We start from the raw sequence: 26,559 nt of genomic DNA on the forward strand, positions 1-26,559 counted from the left end.
CACCCAAAACACCCCAACCGGGAAGCACCACACCCCAAAAAGCAAAAGCGCGGCCAAACAGACCGCGCTTCCCAAAAAACCAAACTACCGTCCACGCACAGAACGCGGAACAAGACGCGACATCAACCAAAGGCCCATGCCCCAAAATGAAAAGCGCGGCCAAAGGGACGCGCTTTCCAAAACCGTATATGTCGCGAAACTTAGCGCTTCGAGAACTGGAACGACCGGCGGGCTTTGCGCTTGCCGTATTTCTTACGTTCGACGACGCGCGAATCGCGGGTCAGGAAGCCAGCGGCTTTCAGCGCGCCACGCAGGCCGGGTTCATACAGTTGCAGCGCCTTCGAGATGCCGTGCTTGACCGCACCGGCCTGACCCGACAGGCCGCCGCCGGTGACGGTTGCCATGACGTCGAACTGGTCCCTGACGCCGGCAACCTCGAAGGGCTGGCGCAGGATCATTTGCAGCACCGGGCGGGCGAAATAGGCGCTCATGTCCTTGCCGTTGACGGTGACTTTGCCCGAACCGGGCTTGACCCACACGCGGGCGACGGCGTCTTTACGCTTGCCGGTGGCATAGGCGCGGCCCTGTGCGTCGCGAACGGGTTCGCGCGACACGGCGGCCTGGGTGGCGGCGGGGGCATCCACGCCCGACACGGCCGATTTCAGATCGTCGAGGGATTTGATGTCTTCAGCCATGATCACGCGCTCCGGGTGTTCTTTTTGTTCAGCGACTTGACGTCCAGAACTTCGGGCTGCTGTGCTTCATGCGGATGCTCGGCACCGGCATAGACGCGCAGATTGGTCATCTGCTGCTTGCCCAGTTTGTTGCGGCTGATCATGCGCTCGACGGCTTTCATGACCACACGCTCGGGGTGGGCGCCTTCCAGCACCTGACGCGCGGTGCGGTGCTTGATGCCGCCCGGATGGCCGGTGTGCCAGTAATATTTCTTGTCATCGCGCTTGTTGCCGGTCATCTGCACCTTGTCGGCGTTGATGACGATAACATTGTCGCCCATGTCCATATGCGGGGTAAAGGTCGGCTTGTGCTTGCCGCGCAGCCGGTTGGCGACGATCGTGGCCAGACGGCCCAGAACAACGCCCTCGGCGTCGATCAGGATCCACTTCTTTTCGATCTCCGCCGGTTTAGCGGTATAGGTTTTCATTTCTCGGCCCTTTAAGGGGTGATCATTCAAGATGGGCGTGTATCGGAAATCGCGGCTTGCGGGTCAAGGCGTGATATTCACAAAAATTCAAGCTAATTCAAAGTGATACGAAATAGGTATCTGAATACCACATTGCGACCACCCCATTCCGCCGCCTAACGGGGCGGAATCGAATAGGTCATCGCCGCCCGTGCCACCGGTTCCCCCACCCCTTCGGAAAAGATCAGCGCATCGGCAACCGCCAGCACCCGGCCCAGTTTCAGCAACCGCGCCTCGGCCCGCAATGCCGCGCCCGCCGCTGGTTTGCGCATGAAATCCATGCTGGCATTCGTGGTCACCGCCAGCGCCACCGGCCCGATCCGCGACAGGATCGCCAGATAAATCGCCAGATCGGCCAGTGCGAACATCGCAGGCCCCGACACGGTGCCACCGGGGCGCAGATGGTCCGGCCCGACATCCAGCCGCAGGCTGATGCCGTCATCGCTGACGCCGGTGACTGAAAAGCCGGGACCGGCCTCGGGAAAATCGCGGGCCAGAAAGGCGTTCAGCGCCGCTTGGTCCATAATGATCGGCATACTTCCCCTCCTGCTTTGGCTGGCTTAACCTTTCCCCATTCAAGGGAGGCCCGCAAGATGACCGATCTGATCGAACGCCACGACCGTGATGGCGTGACCCGGCTGGTGCTGAACAGCCCCTATAATTTCAACGCCCTGTCCACCGCAATGATCAAAGCATTGCGGGACGCGCTGGGGGCCATTGCCACCGATGACAGCGTGCGCTGTGTCATCCTGTCGGGGGCGGGCAAGGCGTTTTGCGCCGGGCACGACCTGCGCCAGATGCAGGCTGCCCGCGCCGCCGGCGATGGCGGGCGCGCGGAGTTTGCGGCGCTGTTTGCCGATTGCGCGGCGATGATGCAGCAAATCCCCGCCCTGCCCCAGCCGGTCATCGCGCAGGTCCATGGCATCGCCACCGCGGCTGGCTGTCAGCTGGCGGCCAGTTGCGACATGATCACCGCGGCGCATGGCACCCGCTTTGGCGTCAACGGGGTGAATATCGGGCTGTTTTGTTCCACCCCGATGGTCGCGCTGACCCGCGCCATTCCCGCCAAACTGGCCTTCGAGATGCTGACCACCGGCGATTTCATCGACGCGGACCGCGCCCATCAGGCCGGGCTGGTCAACCATGTTTTCGCCGCCGAATCGCTGGCCGCACAGACCGGGTCCCTTGCCCGCAAGCTGGCCGACAAGCTGCCCGCCGCGATTCGCATGGGCAAAGCCGCGTTTTACGACCAGTTGCGGCGCGGCCTGCCTGATGCCTATGACAGCGCCGGTGCGGTGATGTGCGAAAATGTCATGCTGCCCGACACGGACGAGGGCATTGCCGCCTTTCTGGAAAAGCGCAAACCGGATTGGAAATAGCCCCGCTCCCTGATCGCACCCGTTACGGCGCACCGACCCACGACCATTCGCGCAAGGACATGTCTATGATCATCCGCAACGCCGCAGATGGCGATATCGCGGCCATTACCGCGATCTATAACCACGCGGTGCGCCATACCACCAGCATCTGGAACGTGACCCAGGTCACCGCCGACAATCGCCGCGACTGGCTGGACCAGCGCCGCGCGGCGGGCCTGCCGGTGCTGGTGGCCACGCAGGCGGATGGCGCTGTGACCGGCTATGCCGCCTATGGGCCGTGGCGCCCGTTCGAGGGGTTTTGCCACACCGTCGAACATTCGGTCTATATCCACCCCGATCATCAGGGCCGCGGCATCGGCAAGGCGCTGATGGCGGCGCTGATCGCCCGCGCCCGTGCTGACGGGCTGCATGTGATGATCGCGGGGATCGCGGCGGAAAACGCCGCCTCGATCCGGCTGCATCAGGGTTTTGGCTTTGTCACGGCGGGGCGGTTCCCGCAGGTCGGCGTGAAATTCGGTCGCTGGCTGGACCTTGTGCTGATGCAACTGACGCTGGATGACAGGCCCGCGCCCCCGAATTAAGAACCGCGCCCTACCCCAGCGTGGCCAGCGCCGGAAAGGTTTCCAGCAGCCAATAGGAAAACACGCTGAACGCGCCCGTCACCAGCGCCAGCCCGACCAGCACCAGCAGCGCGCCCATGACCCGTTCGATCACGCCAAGCCACGGCTTGATGCGGTTCATCACCCCGATGGCACGGCTGATGAACATCGCCGCCAGCAAAAACGGAATCCCCAGCCCCAGCGCATAGATCGCCAGCAAGGCCGTGCCGCGCCCGATCTCGGCGCCGCTGGCCGCCAGCGACAGGATCATCCCCAGCTGCGGACCGATGCAGGGCGTCCAGCCAAAGGCAAAGGCCAGCCCCAGCACATAGGCCCCCAGCGCGCTGCCGCCCCGGTCACCGGCATCCAGCCGCGCCTCCTGGTCCAACAGCGGGATGCGGATGATGTGCAGGAAATGCAGACCCAGCACCACCACCATCGCCCCCGATCCCCGCATCAGCCAGTCCTGATACTGGATGAACGCCCGCCCAAAGGCCGACGCGGCAAAGCCCATCATCAGGAACACGGTGGACAGTCCCAGCACGAAAAACAGCGCCGGACGCACCGCGCTGCGTTCGCCCGATTTCAGGCCGTTCACGCCCACCCCGGTCATATAGGCCAGATAGGGCGGCACCACCGGCAGGACGCAGGGCGACAGGAAGGACAGAATTCCCGCCACCAGCGCAACCAGCGCGGCGGGCAGAAAGGCGGCATCGGCAAGTTCAATTCCAAACATGCCGGCAGCCTAGCCGATCCTGCCGCCGGCACCAGTGCCAATGCCATCACAAAGCCTTGTAAGCGCCGGAAAATACCGGGTCCGCGCCAGTGTGACTGGCCCCGCCGGACAACAGCGGTCCGACCGCACGCCACCAAAGGCGCGCTGCCGCGCAAGCCATCCGCGACACGGATCGACGGGGCGAAAACGCAAAAACCGGCGCTGCCCTTTGGCGGCGCCGGCTTTGGGGGTCTGACCGGGCCGCCTTCGCGGCACCGGATCAGGCCGGGGTCAGCTTCACGCGCTCCACCAGCCGCGACGCTTAGGCCGCGATTCGTCAGCGGCGGCCTCGGGCTGCGGCTGCGGGGCGGGCGCGGCCTGTGCCTCAGCCTCGGGCTGACGGACCGGTTCTGCTTGCGTGTCCCCCTCGGGCGGCGGGGCCGAACTGGCCTGCACATCCGCCGCAACCTGCGGGCCTGCATCGGCTTGCGGGGCGGGTTCGGTGGCTTCGGCAGTGTCGGCCTGCGCATCGGCTGCGTCACCGTCCGCGCCAGCATCGGCGTCGGGGTCCGCCGCGATCACGGCATCATCCACGGCTTGCGGCGCATCGGCTGTTTCACCCGGCTGTTCCGGCGCAGGCGCGGCGTCGGCCTGCGGGTTGTCCAGCGCCCCTGCCTCGGCAGGGGTCACAACCGGCACCGCCGCATCCGCCCCGTCAGCACCATCCGCAGACGCGGCATCCCCGGCCCCGGCATCCTCCACGGCGACAGCCGGTTTGCGGCTGCGGCTGCGCGACCGGCCACGACGGGGCTTGGCGGGCTGTTCCGCCGCCTCAGCATCCCCCTCGGGTGCGGCGTCGGCGGCTGTATCGGCGGCGGTGTCATCGCCCCCCTGACCCGCGGCATCATCCTCGCCGGTCCCGGCATCCGGGGTGGCAACAGCACTGGCGGTGGCCTGTTCGTCACCCTCGGCGCTGTCGCTGCGCTTTTTGCGGCGGCGACGGCGGCGCTTGGACCGGCCCTCTTTGTCGGCCTCATCGGCCTCGGGGGTGGCGGCAGCCTCGGCGCCGCTTCCGGCGGTGTCACCGGCTTCGGATGCGGAATCAGGGGTCAGCCCCGCCTCATCCTCGTCCTGACGCTCGTCGATCTGCGCCATCAGCGAGGCATCGACCGACACGACCGGTGCCGCCTCGGGGACGTTGCGCGTCGCGGTCTTGAACTTCTCGATCTGATAATCGGGCGAGATCAGCACCGGATCGGCCTCGACCCGCACCGACAGGCCATAACGCTGTTCGATCAGCGCGATATGCTCGCGCTTGGCGTTCATCAGAAAGTTCACCACCCCGATCGGCGCCTTGACCAGCACCTCGCGACAGCGTTTGCGGGTGCCCTCTTCCTCGATCGCGCGCAGGATGGTCAGCGCCAGGCTGTCATCGGACCGGATCAGGCCGGTGCCGTGGCAATGCGGACAGGGCTGAGTCGTCGATTCCAGCATCCCCGGGCGCAGCCGCTGACGCGACATTTCCATCAGGCCGAAACCGCTGATCTTGCCGACCTGAATGCGGGCGCGGTCCGATTTCAGCCGCTCTTTCAGGCGTTTTTCGACGGCGGCGTTGTTCTTACGCTCGTCCATGTCGATAAAGTCGATGACGATCAGACCGGCCAGATCGCGCAGGCGCAGCTGGCGCGCGATCTCGTCCGCGGCCTCAAGGTTGGTCTTGGTCGCGGTGTCCTCGATGCTGCCTTCCTTGGTTGCGCGGCCGCTGTTGACGTCGATGGCGACCAGCGCCTCGGTCACGCCGATCACGATGTAACCGCCCGATTTCAGCTGCACCGTCGGGTTGAACATCCCCGTCAGATAGCTTTCCACCTGATAGCGCGCATAAAGCGGCATCGGGTCGGTGTAATGCTTCACGTTGCGGGCGTGGGACGGCATGATCATCTTCATGAAGTCCTTGGCCACGCGGTAACCGCGCTCGCCCTCGACCAGCACCTCGTCGATATCCTTGCTGTAAAGGTCGCGGATGGTGCGCTTGATCAGGTCGCCTTCCTCATAGATCGGCGCCGGGGCCATCGACTTGAAGGTCAGTTCGCGGATCTGTTCCCACAGCCGCATCAGGTATTCATAATCGCGGCGGATCTCGGTCCGGGTGCGCTGGCTGCCGGCGGTGCGGATGATCAGGCCCGCGCCCTCGGGGACCGACAATTCGCCGGCAATGTCTTTCAGCTTCTTGCGGTCGGCGGCATTGGTGATCTTGCGCGAAATCCCACCACCGCGCGCGGTGTTGGGCATCAGCACGCAATAGCGCCCGGCCAGCGACAGATAGGTGGTCAGCGCCGCGCCCTTGTTGCCGCGTTCTTCCTTGACCACCTGCACCAGCATGATCTGGCGCACCTTGATCACTTCCTGGATCTTGTAACGGCGCGGACGCGGTTTGCGCGGCGCGCGGATTTCCTCGGCCACGTCCTCTTCCGCGACCGATTCAATGTCGGACTCGGCATCGTCAGTGCCGTTGCTGTCGCCCGCAACATCGCCCGTGGCGTTGTCATCGGCCTGATCGGCGCCCGGTTGGCCGGCAACGGCCTGATCGGGATTATCCTGTTCGCCGTCCCCGGCATCCCCGGCCGCGTCTTGCGCGATTTCCATCCCCTCGATCAGGTCCGAAGCGGTGGTTTCCGCGCCATTCTCGACGTTTTCCGCCTTGGCGGGCTTGCGGCGGCGGCGCGATTTGGCCTTGTCGCCGCGCGCCTCTTCGGCGGCCATGGCCTCGGCATAGGCGCGTTCTTCGTCAATCAGGGCCTGCCGGTCGGCGGCGGGGATCTGGTAATAATCGGGGTGGATTTCAGCGAATGCCAGAAAGCCGTGGCGATTGCCGCCGTAATCGACAAAGGCAGCCTGAAGGCTGGGTTCGACCCGTGTCACCTTGGCCAGATAGATATTTCCGGCAAGCTGCCGCTTGTTTACGGTCTCGAAATCAAATTCTTCGACCTTGGTTCCGTCGACCACCACAACGCGGGTTTCTTCCGCGTGGGTGGCGTCGATCAACATTTTCTTTGCCATGTATCAAACTTTCGCCCGACCACGCGGGACCGGCCGCACGGGGCAGCCGGGGTCCGGGGTCGTCAGCAAGGGGGAAGCGACGGGCGGCGCGACGGGCGGAAAGAAATGCGACCGGCTGCGGGCGCCTGCCCGGCCTGTCTGCGATTATCCTGTCCCTCGCGCGTTGCATCGCGTCAGTTACCATTATGGGCCTGCCTGCACCGAAGGGGCGCATCACAAGCGATGAGATCAGCCCGTCGCTGCCATCCGTGGCAGATCGGGCGTGGTTTTCCGCGCGACACATGCCCCCGCAGGGTTTGTCAGAGGTGTCACGCGGCGAAACTGTCTGGCCTTGAAAAGGCAGGTCCAATTAGGACCGCCCCTTGGCCGCGTCTTACACCATAGCGGCTAAGACTTCGTAAACACAATGGGTTTTTCTGCGGGTTTTTCTGCACATGCAGCGCGCGGCATCCGGGACGCCGCGCGCAACCGGCTGAAATTACAGATAATCGCTGCGCGACAACCCGTATTTGGCCATTTTCTCGTTCAGGGTGCGACGGGGCAGGCACAGTTCCTCCATCACGCTGGCGATGCTGCCCTTGTGACGGCGCATGGTATTGTCGATCAGCATCTTTTCGAAGCTTTCGACATATTCCTTCAACGGCTTGCCTTCGGTGGTGGTGGCCTGCTGGGTGTCCTCGCCATCACTCATCAGCAGCGAGGCAATGCTGCCCGAACCGCGCCGGTTTTGCAGCACCGCGCGTTCAGCCACGTTGATCAGCTGACGCACATTGCCCGGCCACGGCGCCTGCAACAACTGCGCGGCCTCCTGCGCGGTGACCTGCGGCGGCTCGCAGCCATATTCCTCGGAAAACTGCTCGGCCATGCGGGTGAACAGGGCCAGGATGTCTTCGCCGCGCTGGCGCAGCGGCGGCACGGTGATTTTCAGCGCCGACAGACGATAGAACAGGTCGGGGCGCAGGGAATCCTCGGCCTTGCGGCCCTCGCCACGGGCATTGGAAATGGCGATGATGCGGGTTTCGGGCGGGGTGCCCTGATCCGCGATAAAGGCCAGCAGACGCGCCTGCAAACCGTCTGACAGCGCCTCTATGTCCTCAAGGCACAGGGTGCCGCCGCGGGCCTCTTCGACGGCGGGCAGGCCATCCTCGAACGGGCCGAACAGCCGCGCCGACAGCGCCTCGTCATTATAGGCGGCACAGCTGACCTGCACGAATTTGCGCGACGCACGGCTGCCCACGGCATGCAGGGCATGGGCCACCAGCGTCTTGCCGGTGCCGGTTTCACCGTCGATCAGCACATGACCATCGGCCTGACCCAGATCCAGAATATCCTCGCGCAGGCGGTCCATGACCGGGCTTTGGCCGACCAGCTTGGACATCACCTGCTGGCCCTCGGACAGGTCACGGCGCAGGGCGCGGTTGTCCAGCGTCATCCGCCGCGCGGCGGTGGCCTTCTTGGCCAGTTCGGTCATGCGGTCGGGGTTGAAGGGCTTTTCCATGAAATCCATCGCCCCCAGCCGCATCGCCTCGACCGCCATGGGCACATCGCCATGGCCGGTGATCATGATGACCGGCAGGCCCGAATCGACCCCCATCAGCCGTTTCAGAAACGCCATCCCGTCCATGCCGGGCATCTTGATGTCGGAAATCACCACGCCGGGCCAGTCCGGGCCGATGGCCTTCAGCGCATCCTCGGCGCAGGCATAGGTTTCGGTGTCGAAACCCGACAACACCAGCCACTGGCTGATGGATTCGCGCATATCGGGTTCATCATCGACAATGGCGATCTTCACGGTGCGCGGCATATTACGCCCCTCTTCTGTTATCTTCTTTCACGGGGTTGTCCGGGGATGGCACGGCACCACCCGAGGACGGGCCGCCCGCCTGGGCAAGCGGCAACTCAACGATGAAAACGGCGCCCGAAGGCTCAAGGTTCCGTGCCATCAGGCGGCCGCCGAAATCATTGACGATCCCCGAGGAAATCGCCAGCCCCAGACCGGTGCCCTCGCCGGGTTTCTTGGTGGTCCAGAACGGTTCGAACAGCTTTTCCAGATCGCTGACGCCGGGGCCGTTATCGCGCACCGACAGCCACGCCTGCGACGTGCTGCCGATCTCGATCTCGACCACCGGGTCATCGCGGGTCTTCAGCGCGTCCAGCGCGTTGCGCAGCAGGTTGATCACCACCTGTTCCAGCCGGATGCGGTCGGCCATGACCATCACCGGATGGCGCGGCACGGTGCGGTTGATGCGCACCGGGCTGCCGCGCAATTGCGGCTCCATCATGGTCAGGGCATTCGACAGCGCGGCGCGCAGGTCGACCGGCTCGACCGCCTCGCCGCCCTTGCGGGCATAGGATTTCAGCTGCCGGGTGATGGCGCCCATGCGTTCGATCAGGTCGTCGATGCGCTGGAAACTGGACAGCGCCTCTTGCCCGCGACCGCGTTGCAGCAACAGCCGCGCCCCCGCCAGATAGGTCTTCATCGCCGCCAGCGGCTGGTTCAGTTCGTGACTGACGCCCGCCGACATTTCCCCCAGCACCGCCAGCTTGCTGGATTGCTGCACGGTCTGTTCGGCCATGCGCAGTTCCTTCTGCATCCGTTCGCGTTCAGCGATCTCGCGGGTCAGGCGCAGGTTCAGCGCCCGCAGATCGGCCGATTCGCGCATATAGGCGCGGCTTTGCATCCGCGCCCGGCGCGACACCAGCCAGAACCCAGCCGCCAGCAAAATGGCAAAGCCCATGATTTCCAGCGCCAGCACGGCATTCACCCGTTCGCGGATGGAATCATAGGTGGTAAAGGCGGTCATCCGCCAGCCGCGGAACGGAATGCGGGTTTCGGTGCGCATCACCGCGCGCCCCTGAACATAGGCATCGGCGGCGGGGTTGGTCCAGTCGGCGGTGACCTGAAACGCCCGCTCAATGGCCGAGGGCACCGAGCGCACCGACAGCGCCTCGTCCATGGTCAGGCCGCGCCAGCGCGATTCCGTGCTCAGGATAATGCGCCCCTCGCTGTCGCTGACCGCCACCGCGTCCGACACCCCGGCCCATGACCGTTCCAGCCGCGTCAGATCGGCACCGACCACGATCACCCCCAGCGTGCGCCCGTCAGCTGCAATGGCGCGGGAATAGGAAAATTCATACCCGCCCGTCCGCGCGACCGAGACGCTGAACACCGTGTCACGCGCCCGCAGCGCATCGACAAAGAACGGCTCGCGCACATAATTGGTGCCGATCAGCTGCCGCTCGGCCGCGCCGACCACCCGCCCCGAACCATCCAGCAGCCGAATCCACGCCGCGCCGATTTCCTGTTGCGCCTGAATCAGCCGCGCCGACGTGGTCGAGAAATCATTGCCCTGCAACGCCCCGATCAGCGCCGGGTCGCGGGCCAGAAGCTGGGGCACCACGGCATTGCGCTGCAATTCGGAAATCAGGTTGCCGGTATACAGCGCCGATCGCAGTTCCGACCGCACGCGGGTGTTTTCGGAAAACCGTTCCGTCAGCCAGATATTGGTGACCCAGATGGTCAGCAGCCCCATCAGCACCAGCAGCCCCAGCAACAGCCGCGCCCCGCCAAGCCCCCATGTCGGGGACGGATCGGTGGGCGGCTCGGCGGGGGACTGCGTCATGCGGTGTCAGGCGGCGGCGGGGTCGGCGGGGCCTCAGGCGAAGGCGACCGCGCCCGCCAGCGCGGCGAACAGCGGCTGGCCATCGGTGCCGCCATGGGCGGGTTCGACCGCGCGTTCGGGATGCGGCATCATCCCCAGAACCCGGCGGTTTTCCGACAGCACCCCGGCGATATCGGCCACCGAACCATTCACCCCCGGCGCATAGGTAAAGGCGATGCGGTCCTGATCGCGCAGCGCGGCCAGCCCCTCGGCGTCGATCTGGTAATTGCCGTCGTGATGCGCCACCGGAATGGTGATCTGCGCACCCGCGTCATAGCCACGGGTAAAATCGCTGTCGCGGGTGGCCACGCTCAGCGCCACGTCGCGGCACAAAAAGGTCAGCCCGGTATTGCGCATCAGCGCGCCCGGCAGCAGCTTCAGTTCCGTCAGCACCTGAAAGCCGTTGCACACCCCCAGCACATAGCCCCCGCGCGCCGCATGTTCGCGCAGCGCCGCCGCGATGGGCGACTGCGCGGCAATCGCCCCGCAACGCAGGTAATCGCCATAGGAAAAGCCCCCCGGAACGGCGACCAGATCGGTGCCTGCCGGCAGGGCATCATCCTTGTGCCAGACGCGGGTGACGGACGCCCCCGCCTTTTGCAGCGCAACCGCCATATCGCGGTCGCAATTCGATCCGGGGAAGGTGATGACAGCGGCTTTCATAATGGCAAACTCCTGCAACCTGCGCCTTCCCTACCCCATCGCGCCGCGTGGGGGAAGATGGCCGCCCGCCAAAACGCCGTTGCCATCGGCAAAACCCCGCGCCCCCGCAAAGCCCCCCGAAACCCGCCGCGACCGCGCCACGCAAAAGGCCGGGCACATAGCCCGGCCTTCGCGATCCGTGGGGACACTGGCGATCAGGCCAGCGCCTTGTTCAGATATTCGTCGACCTTTTCCAGATAGCCCATGGTGGTCAGCCATTTCTGGTCCGGGCCGACCAGCAGCGCCAGATCCTTGGTCATGAACCCATCCTCGACCGCCTGCACGGTCACGCGCTCAAGCGTCTGGGCAAAGTTCATCAGCGCCTCGTTGCTGTCCAGTTTGGCGCGATGCTTCAGGCCGCCGGTCCAGGCAAAGATCGACGCGATCGAGTTGGTGCTGGTCTGGTTGCCCTTCTGATGCTCGCGGTAATGGCGGGTCACGGTGCCGTGGGCGGCCTCGGCCTCGACGGTTTTCCCGTCCGGCGTCATCAGCACGCTGGTCATCAGCCCCAGCGAACCAAAGCCCTGTGCCACGGTGTCGGACTGGACATCGCCGTCATAGTTCTTGCAGGCCCAGACATAACCGCCCGACCATTTCAGGTTGCTGGCGACCATATCGTCGATCAGGCGGTGTTCGTAATGAATGCCGGCCTTTTTGAACTTGTCTTCGAACTCGGCCTCGTAAACCTCCTGGAACAGGTCCTTGAAGCGCCCGTCATAGGCTTTCAGGATGGTGTTCTTGGTCGACAGATAGACCGGATAGCCGCGCATCAGGCCGTAATTCATGCTGGCGCGGGCGAAATCGCGGATCGAATCGTCAAGGTTATACATCGCCATCGCCACGCCCGAGGACGGCGCGTCAAAGACCTCGTGTTCGATGGTCTCGCCATCCTCGCCAACGAATTTGATCGTCAGCTTGCCCTTGCCGGGGAAACGGAAATCGGTGGCTTTGTACTGGTCGCCAAAGGCGTGACGGCCCACGATGACCGGCTGGGTCCAGTGAGGCACCAGACGCGGCACGTTCTTGCAGATGATCGGCTCGCGGAAGATCACGCCGCCAAGGATGTTGCGGATGGTGCCGTTGGGCGACCGCCACATCTTTTTCAGGCCGAATTCCTCGACGCGGGCCTCATCGGGGGTGATGGTGGCGCATTTCACGCCGACGCCATATTGCTTGATGGCATTGGCGGCATCCACGGTGATCTGGTCGTCGGTGCGGTCGCGTTCCTCGATCCCCAGATCGTAATATTTCAGGTCGACATCCAGATAAGGCAGGATCAGTTTTTTCTTGATGAAGTCCCAGATGATCCGGGTCATTTCGTCGCCGTCAAGCTCGACGACGGGGTTTTCTACCTTGATCTTCGACATGAAGTCCCCCTTGGGTTTTGAGTACTCGCCTGACGCGGCTATAGCTGGATTTGCCGCAAAAGAAAAGCCGGTATGCAATCGCATACCGGCGAATCCGGCACCCCGGACAGGTCCCTGGGCGCCGGTCAGGGCGTCAGTGGCTGTGCCCTTCATGGCCATGCGGCGCATGGATCAGCACCGTGGGCGCGGGGTGGTCGGGGCGGTCCTGCCCCGGCTGCGCGATCTGCGTCCATTCGGCGGTGCCATTGTCACAGGTCTGCACGGTCGGGAAAGCCAGCACAGTGCCATCCGCGACATCGGCGCCGATCTTGCCGCGCAGGACGAACTCGTCATAATGATCATCGGCCAGCTCGCCGCGCCAGATGACCTCGCGCACGCCCTGCGCCTCGATCTTGCCGTGGTTGTCATAGGGCTTGGCGTAATCGCCCCGCACGGTTTCCAGCGTCCAGCCCGCCTTGGGCATGGGTTTCACCGCATAAATCCCGTCCGGCAGCGTGATCCGCACCTCTTTGGTGGCCTGCCCGTCACAGCCATGCGGCACCCGCAAAATGGCCTTGTAATAGGTCCCGGCCTCGGCCTCGGGCTGTTCCAGCGTGGCATGGGCAAAGGCAGGGCCAAAAGCCGGAACCGCAAGGCAGGCCAGCGCCGCCGCAAAGATATTGATTTTCATTGTGGTCTCTCTTCTGTGTGATGTTTGGCATAGCGGCCTTTTCAGGCCATCGACACAGCCCCCGGCGGGGGACCACAGCCATGCGGACAAGGGTGATGACGGGGCGGCAAAACCCCGGCCACCGGAACGGGGGGACACGCCGCAAAAACATCCGGCACCCGCCGCTGCAGCAGCATCGGCACCGGCAGGACCGCCGCGACCGCCAGCACACAGGCGGGGCAGTGATCGCGCTGCGGCAGCCCCGGCGCATCCGGCGCGGGCTGGCCGCAAATCGCCCCGGCCACCAGCACGGGCCCGCCCCCATCCACCGGCACCCATGTCACCGCACGCGGACCCAGCAGGCCAAGGGCCAGCAGGATCAGACCGGTCAGAAGGCGGCGCAACAGCATCATCCGGCCTGCATAGCCCGGTTTTTTTGGTCAGGAAATATCCGAAATCAAGCGCACAGATACGCAGCCGCCCGGTCGCGCAACAGCGGCCATATTCCGGGCAAGCCACGCTGGACCTGCGCCCCGACGCGCTGGTCCAGCTGCGCCATCGTGACGCTGTATTCCGCCCAGGTCCCGCCCCCGGCCGCTAGGTTCAGCACCACCGGCTGCACCCGGTCCAGCGCCTTGGCAAAAATGGCATCGGGGCTGGCGGCGGCCTCGAACTCGTCCCACAGGGCGCGAAAATCCGCCGCCTGCGCAGCGGGCAACAGGCCAAAGATGCGCGCCGCGGCCATGGCCTCGGCATCCATTTGCGCAGCCCCGTGATGGGCCTGCCCGCCGGCGGAATGAATGGGCACATCGCCGGTGTCGATCTCGACCAGATCGTGGATCAGCAACATGCGGATCACCCGGCCAATATCGACGCCCGGCGCGGCATGTTCCGCCAGAACCAGCGCATACAGCGCCAGATGCCAGCTGTGTTCGGCACTGTTTTCGCGCCGGCCATCATGAATGCGACCGGCGCGCAAAACCGTTTTCAGCCGGTCGGCCTCGGCCAGAAAGGCCAGCCGCCGCCCCAGATCACCCGCCACCTGAGCGCCCGACATCAGTGCCTGCGCCGCCTGATAAACCTGGGGCCATTCCCCGCGCATCCGCGCCACCCGGCCATCGGCCAGCATCTGCGCGGCAATGCGCATGTGATCGTCCAGCGGCGCGGGCGCGCACAGCACCTGAAACAGCGGCTGGACATGATCCATCCGCCTGGCCATCGCGGCATCGACACTTAGCCCGGCCTCGAACTCGCGCCACAGCGCGGCATAATCCGGCCCGTCAGCGGGCAGCATGGAAAACAGCCGGTCGGCACAGGCGGTCTCGGCGGCCTGCAAGGCGGCGACATCGTGGTCCAGAAAGATGGGCTGATCGCCGGCGTCGATCTCGACCAGATCATGCAGCAGGATCATCGCAAGGGCGCGATCCGAGGCCCCGAACACCATCCCGAACAGCGCCACATGCCAGCTGTGTTCGGCGGTGTTTTCGCGCCGCGACAGGTCCATCAGCACATTGGCGCGGTCGACCGATTTCAGCTTGTCGGCCTCGGTCAGAAAGGCGATCTGCGCGTCAAGCCGGGTCATCCCCTCGCTCCTGTTTCAAATACCTCCTAGGGGGTCCGGGGGACCGGAACGTCCCCCGGTGCAGGGCCAGCGCCACGCGCCGGCCTGTCACGCTCAGCGTGAATTTTCCGTCAGGCGACGGCGCACATAGGCCTGAACCGTGTCGATCATCGGCTTCATATGCACCTCGTCATCGCGGAAGAAATGATCCGCGCCCTCGATCACCTCATGGGTGACGGCGATGCCTTTCTGCTCGGCCAGCTTGGCCACCAGCGTGTCGGTATCCTTGGGCGGGGCGACGCGGTCGGCGCTGCCATTGATGATCAGGCCGCTGGACGGGCACGGGGCCAGAAAGCTGAAATCATACATATTCGCGGGCGGGGCGACGCTGACAAACCCGGTGATCTCGGGGCGGCGCATCAGCAGCTGCATCCCGATCCAGGCACCAAAGCTGAACCCCGCCACCCAGCAATGCTTGCTGTTGGGGTTCATCGCCTGAAGGTAATCCAGCGCCGCGGCGGCATCGGACAATTCCCCCACGCCCTGATCGAATTCCCCCTGCGAGCGCCCGACACCGCGGAAATTGAACCGCATCACCGTGAACCCCATGCGGTGGAACGCGTAATGCAGGTTATAGACGACGCGGTTATTCATCGTGCCGCCGAATTGCGGATGCGGGTGCAGCACGATGGCCAGCGGCGCGTCCTTGATCGGTTGCGGGTGATAGCGGCCTTCCAGACGCCCCTCGGGGCCGGGAAAGATCAGTTCAGGCATCGGCTTCCTTCCGGATATGGCTTTCTTGACGCATTGTCATGCAAGCCGTAGATCGACAACAATCTGGGCAAGCACGGGCAACCGCGCAAGAGGGCCGCAAAATTGGCCCTGCCGATTAAACGCAGCACGCGGCTTGCGTCAACCGCCAGCCACCTGCATCGGGGGGAAGGGAAGACGATGAAACTGTCAACCAAAGGCCGCTATGCGATGGTCGCGCTGGTCGATCTGGCCATGGCAAAAGACGACGCGCTGGTGACGCTGGCCGATATCGCCAGGCGTCAGGACGTGTCGCTGCCCTATCTGGAACAGCTTTTCGTGCGCCTGCGCCGGGCCGGGCTGGTGGCCTCGGGGCGCGGGCCGGGGGGCGGCTATCGGCTGGCGCGCGCCGCCGAACAGATCCGCGTGGCCGATGTGCTGGCGGCGGTCGATGAAACCGTCAGTGCGCTGCATGTGGGGGCCGGGGCCTCGGGCGGGGTGTCGGGGTCGATGGCGCAATCGCTGTCGAACCGGCTGTGGCAAAGCCTGTCGGCGCATGTCTATGTGTTTTTGCACAATACCACGCTGGCCGATGTCGCGCGCAACCAGCTGCTGCCCTGCCCCGCCGTGCCTTCGCTGATGTCGGTGGTCGACGACGAGGGCTAAGCCCCGCGCCGCCTGACCACGGCGCCACCACCACAGCCGGGCGCGCACCAACAGCGCCCGCTGACGCGGCGGATGATCCAGGCCTTTTCAGCAGGCAGACCGGGCCGGCAATGCGACGGTTTACGACCTGTTTCGGGCCGGGCCAGCCGCCATTCCCGCTGGCCCGCAGCACAAAGACAGCGGTGCCCGCGCTCAGCCCTTGAACGGCGCCATACCGGCGCGCGCCAGCTCGTCCGCGCGTTCGTTTTCGGCATGACCGGCATGGCCCTTGATCCATTTCCACGTCACCCGGTGGCGGGCCTGCGCCGCGTCCAGACGCTGCCACAGATCGACATTCTTGACCGGCTTGCGGTCGGCGGTGCGCCAGCCATTGCGCTTCCAGCCGTGAATCCAGCCGGTGACCCCGTTCTTGACATAGGCGCTGTCGGTGGTGACGGTGATCGCGCTGTCGCGGCTTAATGCCTCAAGCGCGCTGATCGCGGCCATCAGCTCCATCCGGTTATTGGTGGTATCGGCCTCGCCGCCCTGCAATTCGCGCTGCTTGACGATGCGGTCGCCGTCCATCGCCCGCATCAGCACCCCCCAGCCCCCCGGTCCGGGATTGCCGCTGCACGCGCCATCGGTCCATGCGAAAAGTTCGGCCATCACTGCGCCCCGCCTGCGATAAAAGCCCCGCTTACGCGACCGAACCGGATGCCGCAACCGTCAGATCAGCGGATAGCCGAACAGCCCGACCGCCAGACACAGCACCGCCCCCAGCGACAGCCAGACCCGAAACCGCAGCCAGCCAGCGGGGGCCAGACCGGCGCGGCTGAACCCCCAGTCCAGCCCCGGCAACAGCACAAACCCCAGCAACAGCGCCGCCAGAACCTGCCGCGTGCCTGAAAACGCCGTCAGCAACACCCAGACCGGCACCACCAGCACCGCCCCGTGCCACAGCCAGCCACCGCGCCGCGCGGCAAGGCCCCACAGGGCGCCGCCCATCAGACACAGCAGGATCTGACCATAGACCACCAGCAAGACCTGACCGCTGCCGATCAGCACGCCGGGCAGGACAGGCGCAAGGGTCAGCACCTCCAGCGCGCCCGCCAGCATCGGCAGCAACAGCAGCACTGCCAGAACCGCCCTCATGCGTCCAGCCCGACATAGCCGTCCAGCCCGGCCACCCGCGCCAGCCAGGCCTGAAGGGCGGGGAACCGCTCCGTCTCGAACCCGCCGCGCGATCCGGCGGTGTGGGTATAGGCATAAAGACAGATATCGGCCAAACTGACCGCCCCACCAACCAGCCAGTCGCGACCGGTCAGATGATCCTCCATCACCTGCAACAGCGCATGACCGCGCTTCAACAGGTCAGCCATCCGCTCAGCCGTCGCCAGATGCCGCCGCTGGGGGTAGAACTGCAACGCCCCGCGCACCGCGACGACGCGCTCGTGCTGGTTCTGCTCCCAGAACATCCAGGACAGCATTTCGGCGCGCGCGAAAGCATCGGTGGGAACGAACCGCGTCCCTTCCCCCAGCCAGCACAGGATGGCATTCGATTCCGGCAACAGGCGCCCATCGGCCAGTTCCAGCACCGGGGCCTTGCCAAAGGGCAGCCGCCCCTGCGCCTTTGCCTGCGCCAGCGCGGCCGAGCTGTCCTCGACATCCACCAGATCGCAGTCTCGCCCCAACATGGCCAGCAACAGCCTGACCTTATAGCTGTTGCCCGATGACGGCATCGAATACAGCTTCATCCTTCCCCCCCCTCGCTTCTGTCCCAAATACCTCCGAGGGGGTCCGGGGGACCGGCAGGCCCCCGGTTACGCCCCCTCAGGCAGGCGCGGCGTCGCGCAGGATGCGCGGCACTTTGAATTCAATATTTTCCTGCGCTGTTTCAACCAGTTCGACGCGCAGGTTAAAGCGCTGCCTGAAGGCATCCACGACCTCGTCCACCAACAATTCCGGGGCGCTGGCCCCGGCGGTGACACCCACTGCCCGCGCCCCGGCAATGGCCCGCCAGTCGATCTGATCGGCGCGCATCACCAGCTGGCTGTAGGCGCATCCGGCAGCGCGCCCGACCTCGACCAGACGGCGCGAGTTCGAGCTGTTGGGCGCCCCGATCACCAGCAGCGCGTCAATCAGCGGCGCCACCGCCTTGACCGCCGCCTGCCGGTTGGTGGTGGCATAGCAGATATCTTCCTTGGCCGGCCCGACAATGGCGGGAAAGCGGTCCTGCAAGGCCGCGACAATGCCTGCGGTGTCATCGACCGACAGTGTGGTCTGGGTGATGAAGGCCAGCCGCGACGGGTCGCGCGGCGCCAGATGGGCGACGTCTGCGGCGGTTTCGACCAGCAAAACCTCGCCCTCGGGCAACTGGCCCATGGTGCCCAGAACCTCGGGGTGGCCGGCATGGCCGATCATCACCATCTGCAAACCGGCGGCGTGGTGACGCTCGGCCTCGACATGGACCTTGCTGACCAGCGGACATGTCGCATCGACAAACACCATCTGGCGGGCCTGCGCCGCCGCCGGCACCGATTTGGGCACCCCATGGGCGGAAAAGATCACCGGGCGGTCATCGGGGCATTCGTCCAGTTCCTCGACAAACACCGCGCCCTTGTCGCGCAGGCTGTCGACCACGAATTTGTTATGCACGATCTCGTGGCGGACATAGACCGGCGCCCCCCATTTTTGCAGGGCCATCTCGACGATCTTGATCGCCCGGTCCACGCCGGCGCAAAAGCCGCGCGGGGCGGCAAGATACAGGGTCAGGTCGGGTTTGCTATCCATGTGCTTTCCCTAGCCCGCGTCACGGGCGGCGTCCAGCGGGTGGGTATTTGGGCAACGAAGAAGACCCCGGCCCCGGCATTCGGGCGGCGGGTTGATTCCCCCGGCTCAGGCTTCGGTCGGGGCATCCTCGCGCGGGGGGCGGCCGATGACCTCGCGCAGGGCATCCAGTTCGATGAAATTATCGGCCTGACGGCGCAGGTCGTCAGCGATCATCGGCGGCTGGCTGCGGGTGGTGGACACGACCGAGACCCGCACCCCCTGACGTTGCAGCGCCTCGACCAGCGGGCGGAAATCGCCATCGCCGGAAAACAGCACCGCATGGTCCAGACGCGGCGCCAGTTCCATGGCGTCAACGGCCAGTTCGATATCCATATTGCCCTTGACCTTCCGCCGGCCCATGGCGTCGGTATATTCCTTGGCGGGTTTGGTGACCGTGGAATAGCCGTTGTAATTCAGCCAGTCGACCAGCGGACGGATGGGGGAATATTCCTCGGTCTCCAGCAGGGCGGTATAGTAATAGGCCCGCAACAGCTTGCCCCGGCGCTGGAATTCCGCCCGCAACAGCTTGTAGTCGATATCAAAGCCAAGCGCCTTGGCAGCGGCATAGAGGTTGCTGCCATCGATAAACAGCGCCAGACGGTCGTCTTTGTAAAACATTTCAGCCTCTCAAATGCATGGGATCAACGGGTTCAGGTGTAGATATGGTATCGGGAACGGAAAAGGAAAAGTTGCATCACGATCCGGTCAGCACCCCCGCAGCGATGGCTGAGGGCGGCGCTGAAGCAGCGGCGGCGGCCACGGTGCTGGTGGCGCTGGGGGGTAATCTGGACGGACCCGCCGGGCGCCCCGCCGACAGCCTGCTGGCCGCCTGTCAGCATCTGTCGCACACCCCCGGCATCACGCTGGTGGCGTTAAGCCGGTTTTACCGCAGCCCCGCCTTTCCCGCCGGGTCTGGCCCCGATTACGTCAATGCCTGCGCCATGCTGCGCAGCGCCCTGTCGCCGCAGGCCCTGCTGTCGGCGCTGCACGGGATCGAGGCCGCGCTGGGACGGGTGCGCGACCGGCGCTGGGGTGCGCGGGCGGTCGATCTGGACCTGATCGCGGTCGGGGATGCCGTCTGCCCCGATGCCGCGACCCAGCGGGCATGGCAGGCGCTGGCGCCCGATCAACAGCTTGTGCGCGCGCCCGAGGGGCTGATTTTGCCGCATCCCCGGATGCAGGACCGCGCCTTCGTGCTGGCCCCGCTGGCCGAGATCGCCGCGCAGTGGCGTCACCCGCTGAGTGGCGCAACCGTGGCGCAAATGCTGGCCGCCCTGCCCGCCGATCAGCGCGCGGCGGTGCGCCCCTTTGCGGTGGCGACGGGTGGCGTGCATCCGGCAGGTTTTCCTTGACTTTCCGGCAAAGACTGCCCAAGTAAGGCGTTCCGTCCTCACCCCGATTCGAAAAGACAGGTGAATCATGGCCCGCGTTACCGTGGAAGATTGCGTCGATAAAGTTCCGAACCGCTTCGATCTGGTCATGCTGGCCGCGCATCGTGCGCGCGAGGTTGCCGCCGGCAGCCCGCTGAGCGTTGATCGCGACAATGACAAGAACCCCGTCGTCGCCCTGCGCGAAATCGCCGAGGAAACCCAGCCGGTCGATGACCTGCGCGAGCGGATGATCGAGGCCAGCCAGACCCAGATCGAGGTTGACGAACCCGAAGAGGACGCCATGGCCCTGCTGCTTGGCGCCGAGGTTGACCGGCCCAAACCCGCGGATGAGGAATCCGAGGAAAAAATGCTGCGCATGATGATGGAAGCGCAGCAGGAACGCGGCTGAACAGCGAAGGTCTTCGGCAACCATGATCGACGTCGAAGACCTGATTGCCCTTGTCCGCAATTACAATCCACGCTGCGATGCCGACCTGATCCGCGGCGCCTATGATTACGGCTTGCGGATGCATGACGGCCAGTTCCGGCATTCCGGCGAGCCGTATTTCACCCATCCCGTCGCCGTCGCCGCCATCCTGACCGAAATGCGGCTGGACGATGCCACCATCGTCACCGCGCTGCTGCATGACACGATTGAGGACACGCGGTCCACCTGGGGCGACATCGCCGGTCTGTTCGGGCGCGAGGTGGCCGATCTGGTCGATGGCGTGACCAAGCTGACCAACCTGCAACTGTCCTCGTCCGAAAGCAAACAGGCCGAAAACCTGCGCAAGCTGCTGCTGGCCATGTCGCGCGACCTGCGTGTCATTCTGGTCAAGCTGGCCGACCGGCTGCACAATATGCGCACCATCCGGTCGATGCGCCCTGACAAGCAGGTGCAGAAGGCCCGCGAAACCATGGATATCTATGCCCCGCTGGCCGGGCGCATGGGGATGCAGTGGATGCGCGAGGAACTGGAAGACCTTGCCTTCAAGGTCATCAACCCCGAGGCGCGCAATTCCATCATCCGCCGTTTCGTGACCCTGCAAAAGGAATCGGGCGATGTGATCGCGCAGATCACCTCGGACATCAGGGCCGAGCTGGAAAAGGCGGGGATCGAAGCCGATGTCTATGGCCGGGCCAAAAAGCCTTTTTCGGTCTGGCGCAAGATGCAGGAAAAACAGCTGACCTTTTCGCGGCTGTCCGACATTTACGGTTTCCGCATCATCACCCTGTCCGAGGCCGATTGTTACCGCGCGCTGGGGATCATCCATCATCGCTGGCGGGCGGTGCCGGGGCGGTTCAAGGATTACATCAGCCAGCCCAAATCCAACGGCTATCGGTCGATCCACACCACCGTGTCGGGCCGCGATGGCAAGCGGGTCGAGGTTCAGATCCGCACCCGCCAGATGCACGAAGTCGCGGAAAGCGGCGTCGCCGCGCATTGGGCCTATCGCGACGGTCAGCGCACCCGCAACCCCTTTGCCGTCAACCCGGCCGAATGGGTCGCCAGCCTGACCGACAGCCTGGCCGAGGCCAACCATGACGAGTTTCTTGAGCATGTGAAGCTTGAGATGTATTCCGATCAGGTGTTCTGTTTCACCCCCAAGGGCGATGTGATCGCGCTGCCCAAGGGGGCGACGCCGGTCGATTTCGCCTATGCCATTCACACCCGCATCGGCAATTCCTGCGTTGGCGCCAAGATCGACGGCATCCGGGTGCCGCTGTGGACGCGGGTGAAAAACGGCCAGTCGGTCGAGATCATCACCGCATCGGGCCAGCGCCCCCAGCCGACCTGGCTGGACATCGCGGTGACGGGGCGGGCCAAATCGGCCATCCGCCGCAGCCTGCGCGAAGAGGACCGCGACCGTTTCGTCCGGCTGGGGGCGGAACTGGCCCGCGTGGCGTTCGAACATCATGGCCGCCGGGTGACCGACAAGGCGCTGCGCACCGCGGCGCGGATGCTGGGTCTGGGCGATGAAAGCGACCTGCTGGCGCGGATCGGCAGCGCCGAGGTTTCGGCGCAGGACGTGCTGTCGACGCTGTATCCCGAACTGGCGCAAAAGCAGGTCACCATCGACCCCGCCCATCCTGTTGCCGGGCTGGCCGCCGACCAGACGCTAAACCGCGCCTGCTGTTGCACGCCGCTGCCGGGGGAGCGCATTGTCGGCATCACCTATCGCGGCAAGGGCGTGGTCATTCATGCCATCGACTGTCCGGTGCTGGCCGATCTTGAGGATCAGCCCGAACGCTGGGTCGATCTGCACTGGCGCGAGGGGCAGCACCCCGCCGCCTATCCCGTGCCGCTGAGCCTGACCATCCGCCACGATGCCGGGGTTCTGGGCAAGATCTGCACCTTGATCGGGCTGCAAGGGGCGAATATCTCGGATCTGGAGTTCGTGGACCGCAAGCCGGATTTCTATAAGCTGAGGATCGAGACCGAATTGCGCGACCATGCCCATTTCCACGCGCTGATGACCGCGCTGGAAGCCGACAGTGACGTGGCACGGGTCAGCCGCATCCGCGACCCGCAAAAGCGACCCTGAGCCGGACCGCGCGCCCCGGCCGGGCGCGGTCAGGACGGGCGAGGAAAGGAACCGTGGTGTTCAAACGACGCAACCCCCGCAGCTATACCGAGATCGCCACGGGACTGGTCTATCCGCGCGGCGGCTGGGGCCGGGCGACGCGATACATGATCCACCGCGTGCGCCGCCTGCCCGACCAGCCGCACCGCGTCGGGCGCGGGGTGGCGGCGGGGGTGTTCGTGTCCTTCACCCCGCTGTTCGGCCTGCATTTCCTGTCCGCCGCCGCGGCCGCATGGCTGATCGGCGGCAATATTCTGGCGGCGCTGCTGGCGACCTTTGTCGGCAACCCGGTGACCTTTCCCTTTATCGCCGTCGGCGCGGTCAGCCTTGGCCGCTGGGTTCTGGGGATCGAGGGCAAGCTGACCCCGCATCTGATCTTTGGCGAATTCAACCGCGCCGGGGCCGAGCTGTGGCATAATATCGGCGCGATTTTCACCGATCAGACGGCGCATTGGGGGCATCTGGTCGATTTCTTTCACCAGATCTATTGGCCCTATCTGGTGGGCGGGACCATTCCCGGTCTGCTGGCCGGGCTGGTGGCGCATTACCTGACCGTGCCGCTGGTGCGGGGCCATCACAAGCGCCGCGAAAAGAAGATGGCCGAACGCATCGCCAAACTGCGCGCCCGCACCGCCGCCGCGCTGGCGGAAACCGCTGCCGCGCCGCAGGGGGGCGCTGCCCCCCGTCCTGCGGACACCCCCCGGGATATTTAAGCCAAGGCGAACCCCGCAGCCGCGATGCGAAGCAACTGCCAATCGGCTGCATTTTTTGCTTTTCTTGTCAGGACCGGTTGTGCATAGTCGCGCCATGATGACACGGACGCGACAGATCGCCACGGCCCGCAACGCGCAATCCTGCGCGGTTTTCGCCGTGAACCTTCGTGGTCTGCTGCTTCTTACGCTGCGCTGAGCGGGTCTTCCGGGCCACCGCTCAGTCAGGGTCGCGCCCGGATACCCCCCAGGACCACATATAAGCGTAAGACAAGATCATGACTGACAAGAACCGCGTTTACATTTTCGACACCACCCTGCGCGACGGCGAACAATCGCCCGGCGCCACCATGTCCCACGCTGAAAAGCTGGAAATTGCCCAGATGCTGGACGAAATGGGCGTCGATATTATCGAGGCGGGCTTTCCCATTGCCTCGGAAGGCGATTTCGCCGCCGTGTCCGAGATCGCCCGCCAAAGCCGCAATGCGGTGATCTGCGGGCTGGCGCGGGCGCAGCTGCCCGATATCGACCGCTGCTGGGAGGCCGTGAAACACGCCAGACGCCCGCGTATCCACACCTTTATCGGCACCTCGCCGCTGCACCGGGCCATTCCCAACCTGACCCAGGATGAAATGGCCGACCGCATTCACCAGACCGTCAGCCATGCCCGCAACCTGTGCGACAATGTGCAGTGGTCGCCCATGGACGCCACCCGGACCGAGCATGATTACCTGTGCCGCGTGGTCGAGATCGCCATCAAGGCCGGTGCCACCACCATCAACATCCCCGATACGGTGGGCTATACCGCGCCGCGCGAATCGGCCGATCTGATCCGAATGCTGCTGGAACGGGTGCCGGGCGCCGATGACATCATCTTTGCCACCCATTGTCACAACGATCTGGGGATGGCGACCGCCAACAGCCTTGCCGCGGTCGAGGCGGGTGCGCGTCAGATCGAATGCACCATCAACGGCCTTGGCGAACGCGCCGGCAATACCGCGCTGGAAGAGGTGGTGATGGCGCTGAAAGTGCGCCACGACATCATGCCCTATGACACCGGCGTCGATACCACCCGCATCATGGCAATCTCGCGCCGGGTGGCGCAGGTCTCGGGGTTTCCGGTTCAGTTCAACAAGGCGATTGTCGGCAAGAACGCCTTTGCGCATGAATCAGGCATTCATCAGGACGGGATGCTGAAAAACGCCGAAACATTTGAGATCATGCGCCCTGCCGATGTCGGCCTGTCCGAGACCTCGCTGGTGATGGGCAAGCATTCGGGCCGGGCCGCGCTGCGCGCCAAGCTGGCCGATCTGGGTTATGAGCTTGGCGATAACCAGCTGAAGGATGTGTTCGTGCGCTTCAAGGCGCTGGCCGACCGCAAGAAAGAGGTGTTCGACGACGACCTGATCGCGCTGATGCAGGACAGCAGCGCCAATACCGACAGCGACTATCTTCAGGTCAAACACCTGCGCGTGGTCTGCGGCAGCGATGGCCAGTCGGCAGATCTGACGCTGGTGGTGGACGGGCAGGAAAAAACCGTTCATGCCACCGGCGACGGGCCGGTCGATGCGGTGTTCAACGCGGTCAAGGAAATCTATCCGCATGTGGCGCGGCTGAAGCTGTATCAGGTTCATGCCGTGACCGAGGGCACCGACGCGCAGGCCACCGTCAGCGTGCGGATGGAGGAAGACGGCCGCATCGCCACCGGTCAGGCCGCCGATACCGATACCATTCTGGCCAGCGTCAAGGCCTATGTCGGGGCGCTGAACCGGCTGCGCCTGCGCCGCGAAAAGACCGCGCCGGATGCCGATGTCAAACAGGTCAGCTATCACCTGTAAGCCGGGATGGCACTGGACAATCCTCAGGGGGCGGCTTTCGGGTCGCCCTTTGTCATGCCGGGGGCGGGGTCAGCAGGCTGGCGAAATCGACATCGTTCAGGAACGGGAAATGCCGCCGGATCTGGCGCCGGAACCGCCAGTCGCGCAGCCGGGTGATGTTGCGCGGCAGGGCGTCCAGCACCAATTCCTTGGAATCGCTGTCCGTCCAGCGGGTGACCAGCGCGCCGGGATGGTCGATATCCTGAATATGGGTGAACAGTTTAGCGATCTGGAAATGCCCGATTTCAAAGATCAGCTTGTGGTCGCGGCCATCGCTGATGGCACAGCCAGCCCCCAGAAACGGCAGCGCATAGGCCAGCGGCACCGGCGCCTGCCCCGGCGCCAGCTTGACCATCAGGCCGCGGTTGAAACTGATGGCAAAGCGGTCAAGGTCCGCCAGCCGTTCGGCGTGCCGGCGCAGATTGGCGATGTAATCGCCCGGGATCGCGTCATCATCGTCCAGCCGGAACTGAATGACGTTGCGTCGGCTGTCATGGCGCAGTTCCGCCAGCACCGGGTGCAGGGCCTCGGACAGGGTGGGGGCGTCGGAAAAGATCAGCCCGACCTGCGGGACCGGGTCGCACAGGGCCTGCAAGCGGGCGCGGCTGACCGGGTCCAGCCGGTCCGATGCCAGCACCACAAAGACGAAATCGGGGTCAGTCTGTGCCCGCACCGATGCCAGCGTCAGCTGCGCAAAGCTGCGAAACCGCTGTTCCAGCCGCAGCGGATCGAACAGGTTTTGCGCCACCCGGTCCAACAGCTCGGGCGGCTGGCCCTGAATGTCGCGAAAGGCCTGCCAGTCGCCGCGCCCGACAAAGGAAAAGCGGCAAAAGCCGACAATTTCGTCCTGAACCATCTGCGCGCAATCCTTTCCTGCCCCCCCGCGATAGGCCAAAGC

The 26,559-nt window shown here is 64.9% G+C and carries 27 protein-coding genes; 8 read left to right on the top strand and 19 right to left on the bottom strand.

What is annotated here, in order from left to right; genetic code table 11:
• Positions 1-200 precede the first annotated feature (200 nt).
• The 3 genes from rpsI to ACFXP9_RS03440 form a co-directional block, all read right to left on the bottom strand.
• Entirely contained in the window at positions 201-695 is a 495-nt protein-coding gene (gene rpsI, locus ACFXP9_RS03430) for a 30S ribosomal protein S9 (protein ID WP_397205811.1), read from the bottom strand.
• Positions 696-697: 2 nt separating this feature from the next.
• Entirely contained in the window at positions 698-1,162 is a 465-nt protein-coding gene (gene rplM / locus ACFXP9_RS03435) for a 50S ribosomal protein L13 (protein ID WP_397205813.1), read from the bottom strand.
• Between the two features lie 155 nt (positions 1,163-1,317).
• Positions 1,318-1,737 carry a PaaI family thioesterase gene (locus ACFXP9_RS03440; protein ID WP_397205815.1) on the bottom strand — a complete coding sequence of 140 codons (420 nt, stop codon included), beginning with the start codon at positions 1,735-1,737 and terminating at the stop codon, positions 1,318-1,320.
• Positions 1,738-1,794: 57 nt separating this feature from the next.
• On the opposite strand from ACFXP9_RS03440, the gene ACFXP9_RS03445 reads away from it, so the two are divergent.
• The gene (locus tag ACFXP9_RS03445; protein WP_397205816.1) at positions 1,795-2,580 is read left to right on the top strand and encodes an enoyl-CoA hydratase; all 786 of its coding nucleotides are present in this window, start codon (positions 1,795-1,797) and stop codon (positions 2,578-2,580) included.
• A gap of 65 nt (positions 2,581-2,645) precedes the next feature.
• Entirely contained in the window at positions 2,646-3,161 is a 516-nt protein-coding gene (locus ACFXP9_RS03450) for a GNAT family N-acetyltransferase (protein WP_397209993.1), read from the top strand.
• Positions 3,162-3,171: 10 nt separating this feature from the next.
• Here the strand turns inward: ACFXP9_RS03450 and ACFXP9_RS03455 are convergent, their stop codons facing one another.
• The 10 genes from ACFXP9_RS03455 to ACFXP9_RS03500 form a co-directional block, all read right to left on the bottom strand.
• Positions 3,172-3,915: a cytochrome c biogenesis CcdA family protein gene (locus ACFXP9_RS03455; RefSeq protein ID WP_397205820.1), complete on the bottom strand. Its 744-nt coding sequence runs from the start codon at positions 3,913-3,915 to the stop codon at positions 3,172-3,174.
• Between the two features lie 276 nt (positions 3,916-4,191).
• Positions 4,192-6,954, bottom strand: a complete 2,763-nt coding sequence (locus ACFXP9_RS03460) for an Rne/Rng family ribonuclease (protein ID WP_397205822.1) — start codon at positions 6,952-6,954, stop codon at positions 4,192-4,194.
• Between the two features lie 478 nt (positions 6,955-7,432).
• A complete protein-coding gene (locus ACFXP9_RS03465; protein ID WP_397205824.1) occupies positions 7,433-8,758 on the bottom strand; it encodes a sigma-54-dependent transcriptional regulator in 1,326 nt (441 codons plus the stop codon).
• Between the two features lies 1 nt (position 8,759).
• Complete coding sequence (locus ACFXP9_RS03470; RefSeq protein ID WP_397209995.1) at positions 8,760-10,577, bottom strand: sensor histidine kinase; 1,818 nt, start codon at positions 10,575-10,577, stop codon at positions 8,760-8,762.
• Between the two features lie 33 nt (positions 10,578-10,610).
• On the bottom strand, positions 10,611-11,279 hold the full coding sequence (gene purQ, locus ACFXP9_RS03475) for a phosphoribosylformylglycinamidine synthase subunit PurQ (protein ID WP_397205827.1): 669 nt from the start codon (positions 11,277-11,279) through the stop codon (positions 10,611-10,613).
• A gap of 194 nt (positions 11,280-11,473) precedes the next feature.
• Complete coding sequence (locus ACFXP9_RS03480; RefSeq protein ID WP_397205829.1) at positions 11,474-12,685, bottom strand: NADP-dependent isocitrate dehydrogenase; 1,212 nt, start codon at positions 12,683-12,685, stop codon at positions 11,474-11,476.
• Positions 12,686-12,818: 133 nt separating this feature from the next.
• The gene (locus ACFXP9_RS03485; protein ID WP_397205831.1) at positions 12,819-13,355 is read right to left on the bottom strand and encodes a YcnI family copper-binding membrane protein; all 537 of its coding nucleotides are present in this window, start codon (positions 13,353-13,355) and stop codon (positions 12,819-12,821) included.
• Positions 13,356-13,396: 41 nt separating this feature from the next.
• On the bottom strand, positions 13,397-13,744 hold the full coding sequence (locus ACFXP9_RS03490) for a hypothetical protein (RefSeq protein ID WP_397205833.1): 348 nt from the start codon (positions 13,742-13,744) through the stop codon (positions 13,397-13,399).
• A 47-nt stretch (positions 13,745-13,791) separates the two neighbouring features.
• Positions 13,792-14,916 (bottom strand): HD domain-containing protein, encoded by a 1,125-nt coding sequence (locus tag ACFXP9_RS03495; protein WP_397205835.1) that lies wholly within the window; start codon positions 14,914-14,916, stop codon positions 13,792-13,794.
• A gap of 93 nt (positions 14,917-15,009) precedes the next feature.
• Positions 15,010-15,669 (bottom strand): alpha/beta hydrolase, encoded by a 660-nt coding sequence (locus tag ACFXP9_RS03500; protein WP_397205837.1) that lies wholly within the window; start codon positions 15,667-15,669, stop codon positions 15,010-15,012.
• A 177-nt stretch (positions 15,670-15,846) separates the two neighbouring features.
• On the opposite strand from ACFXP9_RS03500, the gene ACFXP9_RS03505 reads away from it, so the two are divergent.
• A complete protein-coding gene (locus ACFXP9_RS03505; protein ID WP_397205839.1) occupies positions 15,847-16,311 on the top strand; it encodes an Rrf2 family transcriptional regulator in 465 nt (154 codons plus the stop codon).
• A gap of 192 nt (positions 16,312-16,503) precedes the next feature.
• On the opposite strand, the gene rnhA is transcribed toward ACFXP9_RS03505, so the two are convergent.
• The 5 genes from rnhA to ACFXP9_RS03530 all read right to left on the bottom strand — a co-directional run bounded on the left by rnhA (position 16,504) and on the right by ACFXP9_RS03530 (position 19,737).
• Entirely contained in the window at positions 16,504-16,956 is a 453-nt protein-coding gene (gene rnhA, locus ACFXP9_RS03510; RefSeq protein WP_397205841.1) for a ribonuclease HI, read from the bottom strand.
• A 60-nt stretch (positions 16,957-17,016) separates the two neighbouring features.
• Positions 17,017-17,442: a DUF3429 domain-containing protein gene (locus ACFXP9_RS03515; RefSeq protein WP_397205843.1), complete on the bottom strand. Its 426-nt coding sequence runs from the start codon at positions 17,440-17,442 to the stop codon at positions 17,017-17,019.
• Entirely contained in the window at positions 17,439-18,044 is a 606-nt protein-coding gene (locus ACFXP9_RS03520) for a glutathione S-transferase family protein (protein WP_397205845.1), read from the bottom strand. The genes ACFXP9_RS03515 and ACFXP9_RS03520 overlap by 4 nt, the downstream gene beginning before the upstream one ends.
• A gap of 76 nt (positions 18,045-18,120) precedes the next feature.
• On the bottom strand, positions 18,121-19,080 hold the full coding sequence (gene ispH, locus ACFXP9_RS03525) for a 4-hydroxy-3-methylbut-2-enyl diphosphate reductase (protein ID WP_397205847.1): 960 nt from the start codon (positions 19,078-19,080) through the stop codon (positions 18,121-18,123).
• 105 nt (positions 19,081-19,185) lie between these two features.
• Complete coding sequence (locus tag ACFXP9_RS03530; RefSeq protein WP_397205848.1) at positions 19,186-19,737, bottom strand: LabA-like NYN domain-containing protein; 552 nt, start codon at positions 19,735-19,737, stop codon at positions 19,186-19,188.
• 71 nt (positions 19,738-19,808) lie between these two features.
• Between ACFXP9_RS03530 and folK the strand changes: the two genes are divergently transcribed.
• The 5 genes from folK (at position 19,809) to ACFXP9_RS03555 (ending at position 25,622) form a co-directional block, all read left to right on the top strand.
• On the top strand, positions 19,809-20,471 hold the full coding sequence (gene folK, locus ACFXP9_RS03535) for a 2-amino-4-hydroxy-6-hydroxymethyldihydropteridine diphosphokinase (RefSeq protein WP_397205850.1): 663 nt from the start codon (positions 19,809-19,811) through the stop codon (positions 20,469-20,471).
• Positions 20,472-20,538: 67 nt separating this feature from the next.
• Positions 20,539-20,898 (top strand): DNA-directed RNA polymerase subunit omega, encoded by a 360-nt coding sequence (gene rpoZ, locus ACFXP9_RS03540; RefSeq protein WP_397205852.1) that lies wholly within the window; start codon positions 20,539-20,541, stop codon positions 20,896-20,898.
• Between the two features lie 22 nt (positions 20,899-20,920).
• Positions 20,921-23,035 (top strand): RelA/SpoT family protein, encoded by a 2,115-nt coding sequence (locus tag ACFXP9_RS03545; RefSeq protein WP_397205854.1) that lies wholly within the window; start codon positions 20,921-20,923, stop codon positions 23,033-23,035.
• Positions 23,036-23,091: 56 nt separating this feature from the next.
• Entirely contained in the window at positions 23,092-23,787 is a 696-nt protein-coding gene (locus ACFXP9_RS03550; RefSeq protein WP_397205856.1) for a DUF2062 domain-containing protein, read from the top strand.
• 275 nt (positions 23,788-24,062) lie between these two features.
• Entirely contained in the window at positions 24,063-25,622 is a 1,560-nt protein-coding gene (locus ACFXP9_RS03555; protein WP_397205858.1) for a 2-isopropylmalate synthase, read from the top strand.
• 52 nt (positions 25,623-25,674) lie between these two features.
• Here the strand turns inward: ACFXP9_RS03555 and ACFXP9_RS03560 are convergent, their stop codons facing one another.
• Positions 25,675-26,517, bottom strand: coding sequence for a glycosyltransferase (locus ACFXP9_RS03560; RefSeq protein ID WP_397209997.1), 843 nt, complete (start codon positions 26,515-26,517; stop codon positions 25,675-25,677).
• Between the last annotated feature and the right edge of the window lie 42 nt (positions 26,518-26,559).

The organism is Paracoccus jiaweipingae (assembly GCF_044335505.1).
Taxonomy (GTDB): domain Bacteria; phylum Pseudomonadota; class Alphaproteobacteria; order Rhodobacterales; family Rhodobacteraceae; genus Paracoccus.

Excerpts from the sequence above, each read along its gene's own strand:
- rpsI (WP_397205811.1), bottom strand. The coding sequence starts at position 695 with ATGGCTGAAGACATCAAATCCCTCGACGATCTGAAATCGGCCGTGTCG.
- rplM (WP_397205813.1), bottom strand. The coding sequence starts at position 1,162 with ATGAAAACCTATACCGCTAAACCGGCGGAGATCGAAAAGAAGTGGATC.
- ACFXP9_RS03440 (WP_397205815.1), bottom strand. The coding sequence starts at position 1,737 with ATGCCGATCATTATGGACCAAGCGGCGCTGAACGCCTTTCTGGCCCGC.
- ACFXP9_RS03445 (WP_397205816.1), top strand. The coding sequence starts at position 1,795 with ATGACCGATCTGATCGAACGCCACGACCGTGATGGCGTGACCCGGCTG.
- ACFXP9_RS03450 (WP_397209993.1), top strand. The coding sequence starts at position 2,646 with ATGATCATCCGCAACGCCGCAGATGGCGATATCGCGGCCATTACCGCG.
- ACFXP9_RS03455 (WP_397205820.1), bottom strand. The coding sequence starts at position 3,915 with ATGTTTGGAATTGAACTTGCCGATGCCGCCTTTCTGCCCGCCGCGCTG.
- ACFXP9_RS03460 (WP_397205822.1), bottom strand. The coding sequence starts at position 6,954 with ATGGCAAAGAAAATGTTGATCGACGCCACCCACGCGGAAGAAACCCGC.
- ACFXP9_RS03465 (WP_397205824.1), bottom strand. The coding sequence starts at position 8,758 with ATGCCGCGCACCGTGAAGATCGCCATTGTCGATGATGAACCCGATATG.
- ACFXP9_RS03470 (WP_397209995.1), bottom strand. The coding sequence starts at position 10,577 with ATGACGCAGTCCCCCGCCGAGCCGCCCACCGATCCGTCCCCGACATGG.
- purQ (WP_397205827.1), bottom strand. The coding sequence starts at position 11,279 with ATGAAAGCCGCTGTCATCACCTTCCCCGGATCGAATTGCGACCGCGAT.
- ACFXP9_RS03480 (WP_397205829.1), bottom strand. The coding sequence starts at position 12,685 with ATGTCGAAGATCAAGGTAGAAAACCCCGTCGTCGAGCTTGACGGCGAC.
- ACFXP9_RS03485 (WP_397205831.1), bottom strand. The coding sequence starts at position 13,355 with ATGAAAATCAATATCTTTGCGGCGGCGCTGGCCTGCCTTGCGGTTCCG.
- ACFXP9_RS03490 (WP_397205833.1), bottom strand. The coding sequence starts at position 13,744 with ATGCTGTTGCGCCGCCTTCTGACCGGTCTGATCCTGCTGGCCCTTGGC.
- ACFXP9_RS03495 (WP_397205835.1), bottom strand. The coding sequence starts at position 14,916 with ATGACCCGGCTTGACGCGCAGATCGCCTTTCTGACCGAGGCCGACAAG.
- ACFXP9_RS03500 (WP_397205837.1), bottom strand. The coding sequence starts at position 15,669 with ATGCCTGAACTGATCTTTCCCGGCCCCGAGGGGCGTCTGGAAGGCCGC.
- ACFXP9_RS03505 (WP_397205839.1), top strand. The coding sequence starts at position 15,847 with ATGAAACTGTCAACCAAAGGCCGCTATGCGATGGTCGCGCTGGTCGAT.
- rnhA (WP_397205841.1), bottom strand. The coding sequence starts at position 16,956 with ATGGCCGAACTTTTCGCATGGACCGATGGCGCGTGCAGCGGCAATCCC.
- ACFXP9_RS03515 (WP_397205843.1), bottom strand. The coding sequence starts at position 17,442 with ATGAGGGCGGTTCTGGCAGTGCTGCTGTTGCTGCCGATGCTGGCGGGC.
- ACFXP9_RS03520 (WP_397205845.1), bottom strand. The coding sequence starts at position 18,044 with ATGAAGCTGTATTCGATGCCGTCATCGGGCAACAGCTATAAGGTCAGG.
- ispH (WP_397205847.1), bottom strand. The coding sequence starts at position 19,080 with ATGGATAGCAAACCCGACCTGACCCTGTATCTTGCCGCCCCGCGCGGC.
- ACFXP9_RS03530 (WP_397205848.1), bottom strand. The coding sequence starts at position 19,737 with ATGTTTTACAAAGACGACCGTCTGGCGCTGTTTATCGATGGCAGCAAC.
- rpoZ (WP_397205852.1), top strand. The coding sequence starts at position 20,539 with ATGGCCCGCGTTACCGTGGAAGATTGCGTCGATAAAGTTCCGAACCGC.
- ACFXP9_RS03545 (WP_397205854.1), top strand. The coding sequence starts at position 20,921 with ATGATCGACGTCGAAGACCTGATTGCCCTTGTCCGCAATTACAATCCA.
- ACFXP9_RS03555 (WP_397205858.1), top strand. The coding sequence starts at position 24,063 with ATGACTGACAAGAACCGCGTTTACATTTTCGACACCACCCTGCGCGAC.
- ACFXP9_RS03560 (WP_397209997.1), bottom strand. The coding sequence starts at position 26,517 with ATGGTTCAGGACGAAATTGTCGGCTTTTGCCGCTTTTCCTTTGTCGGG.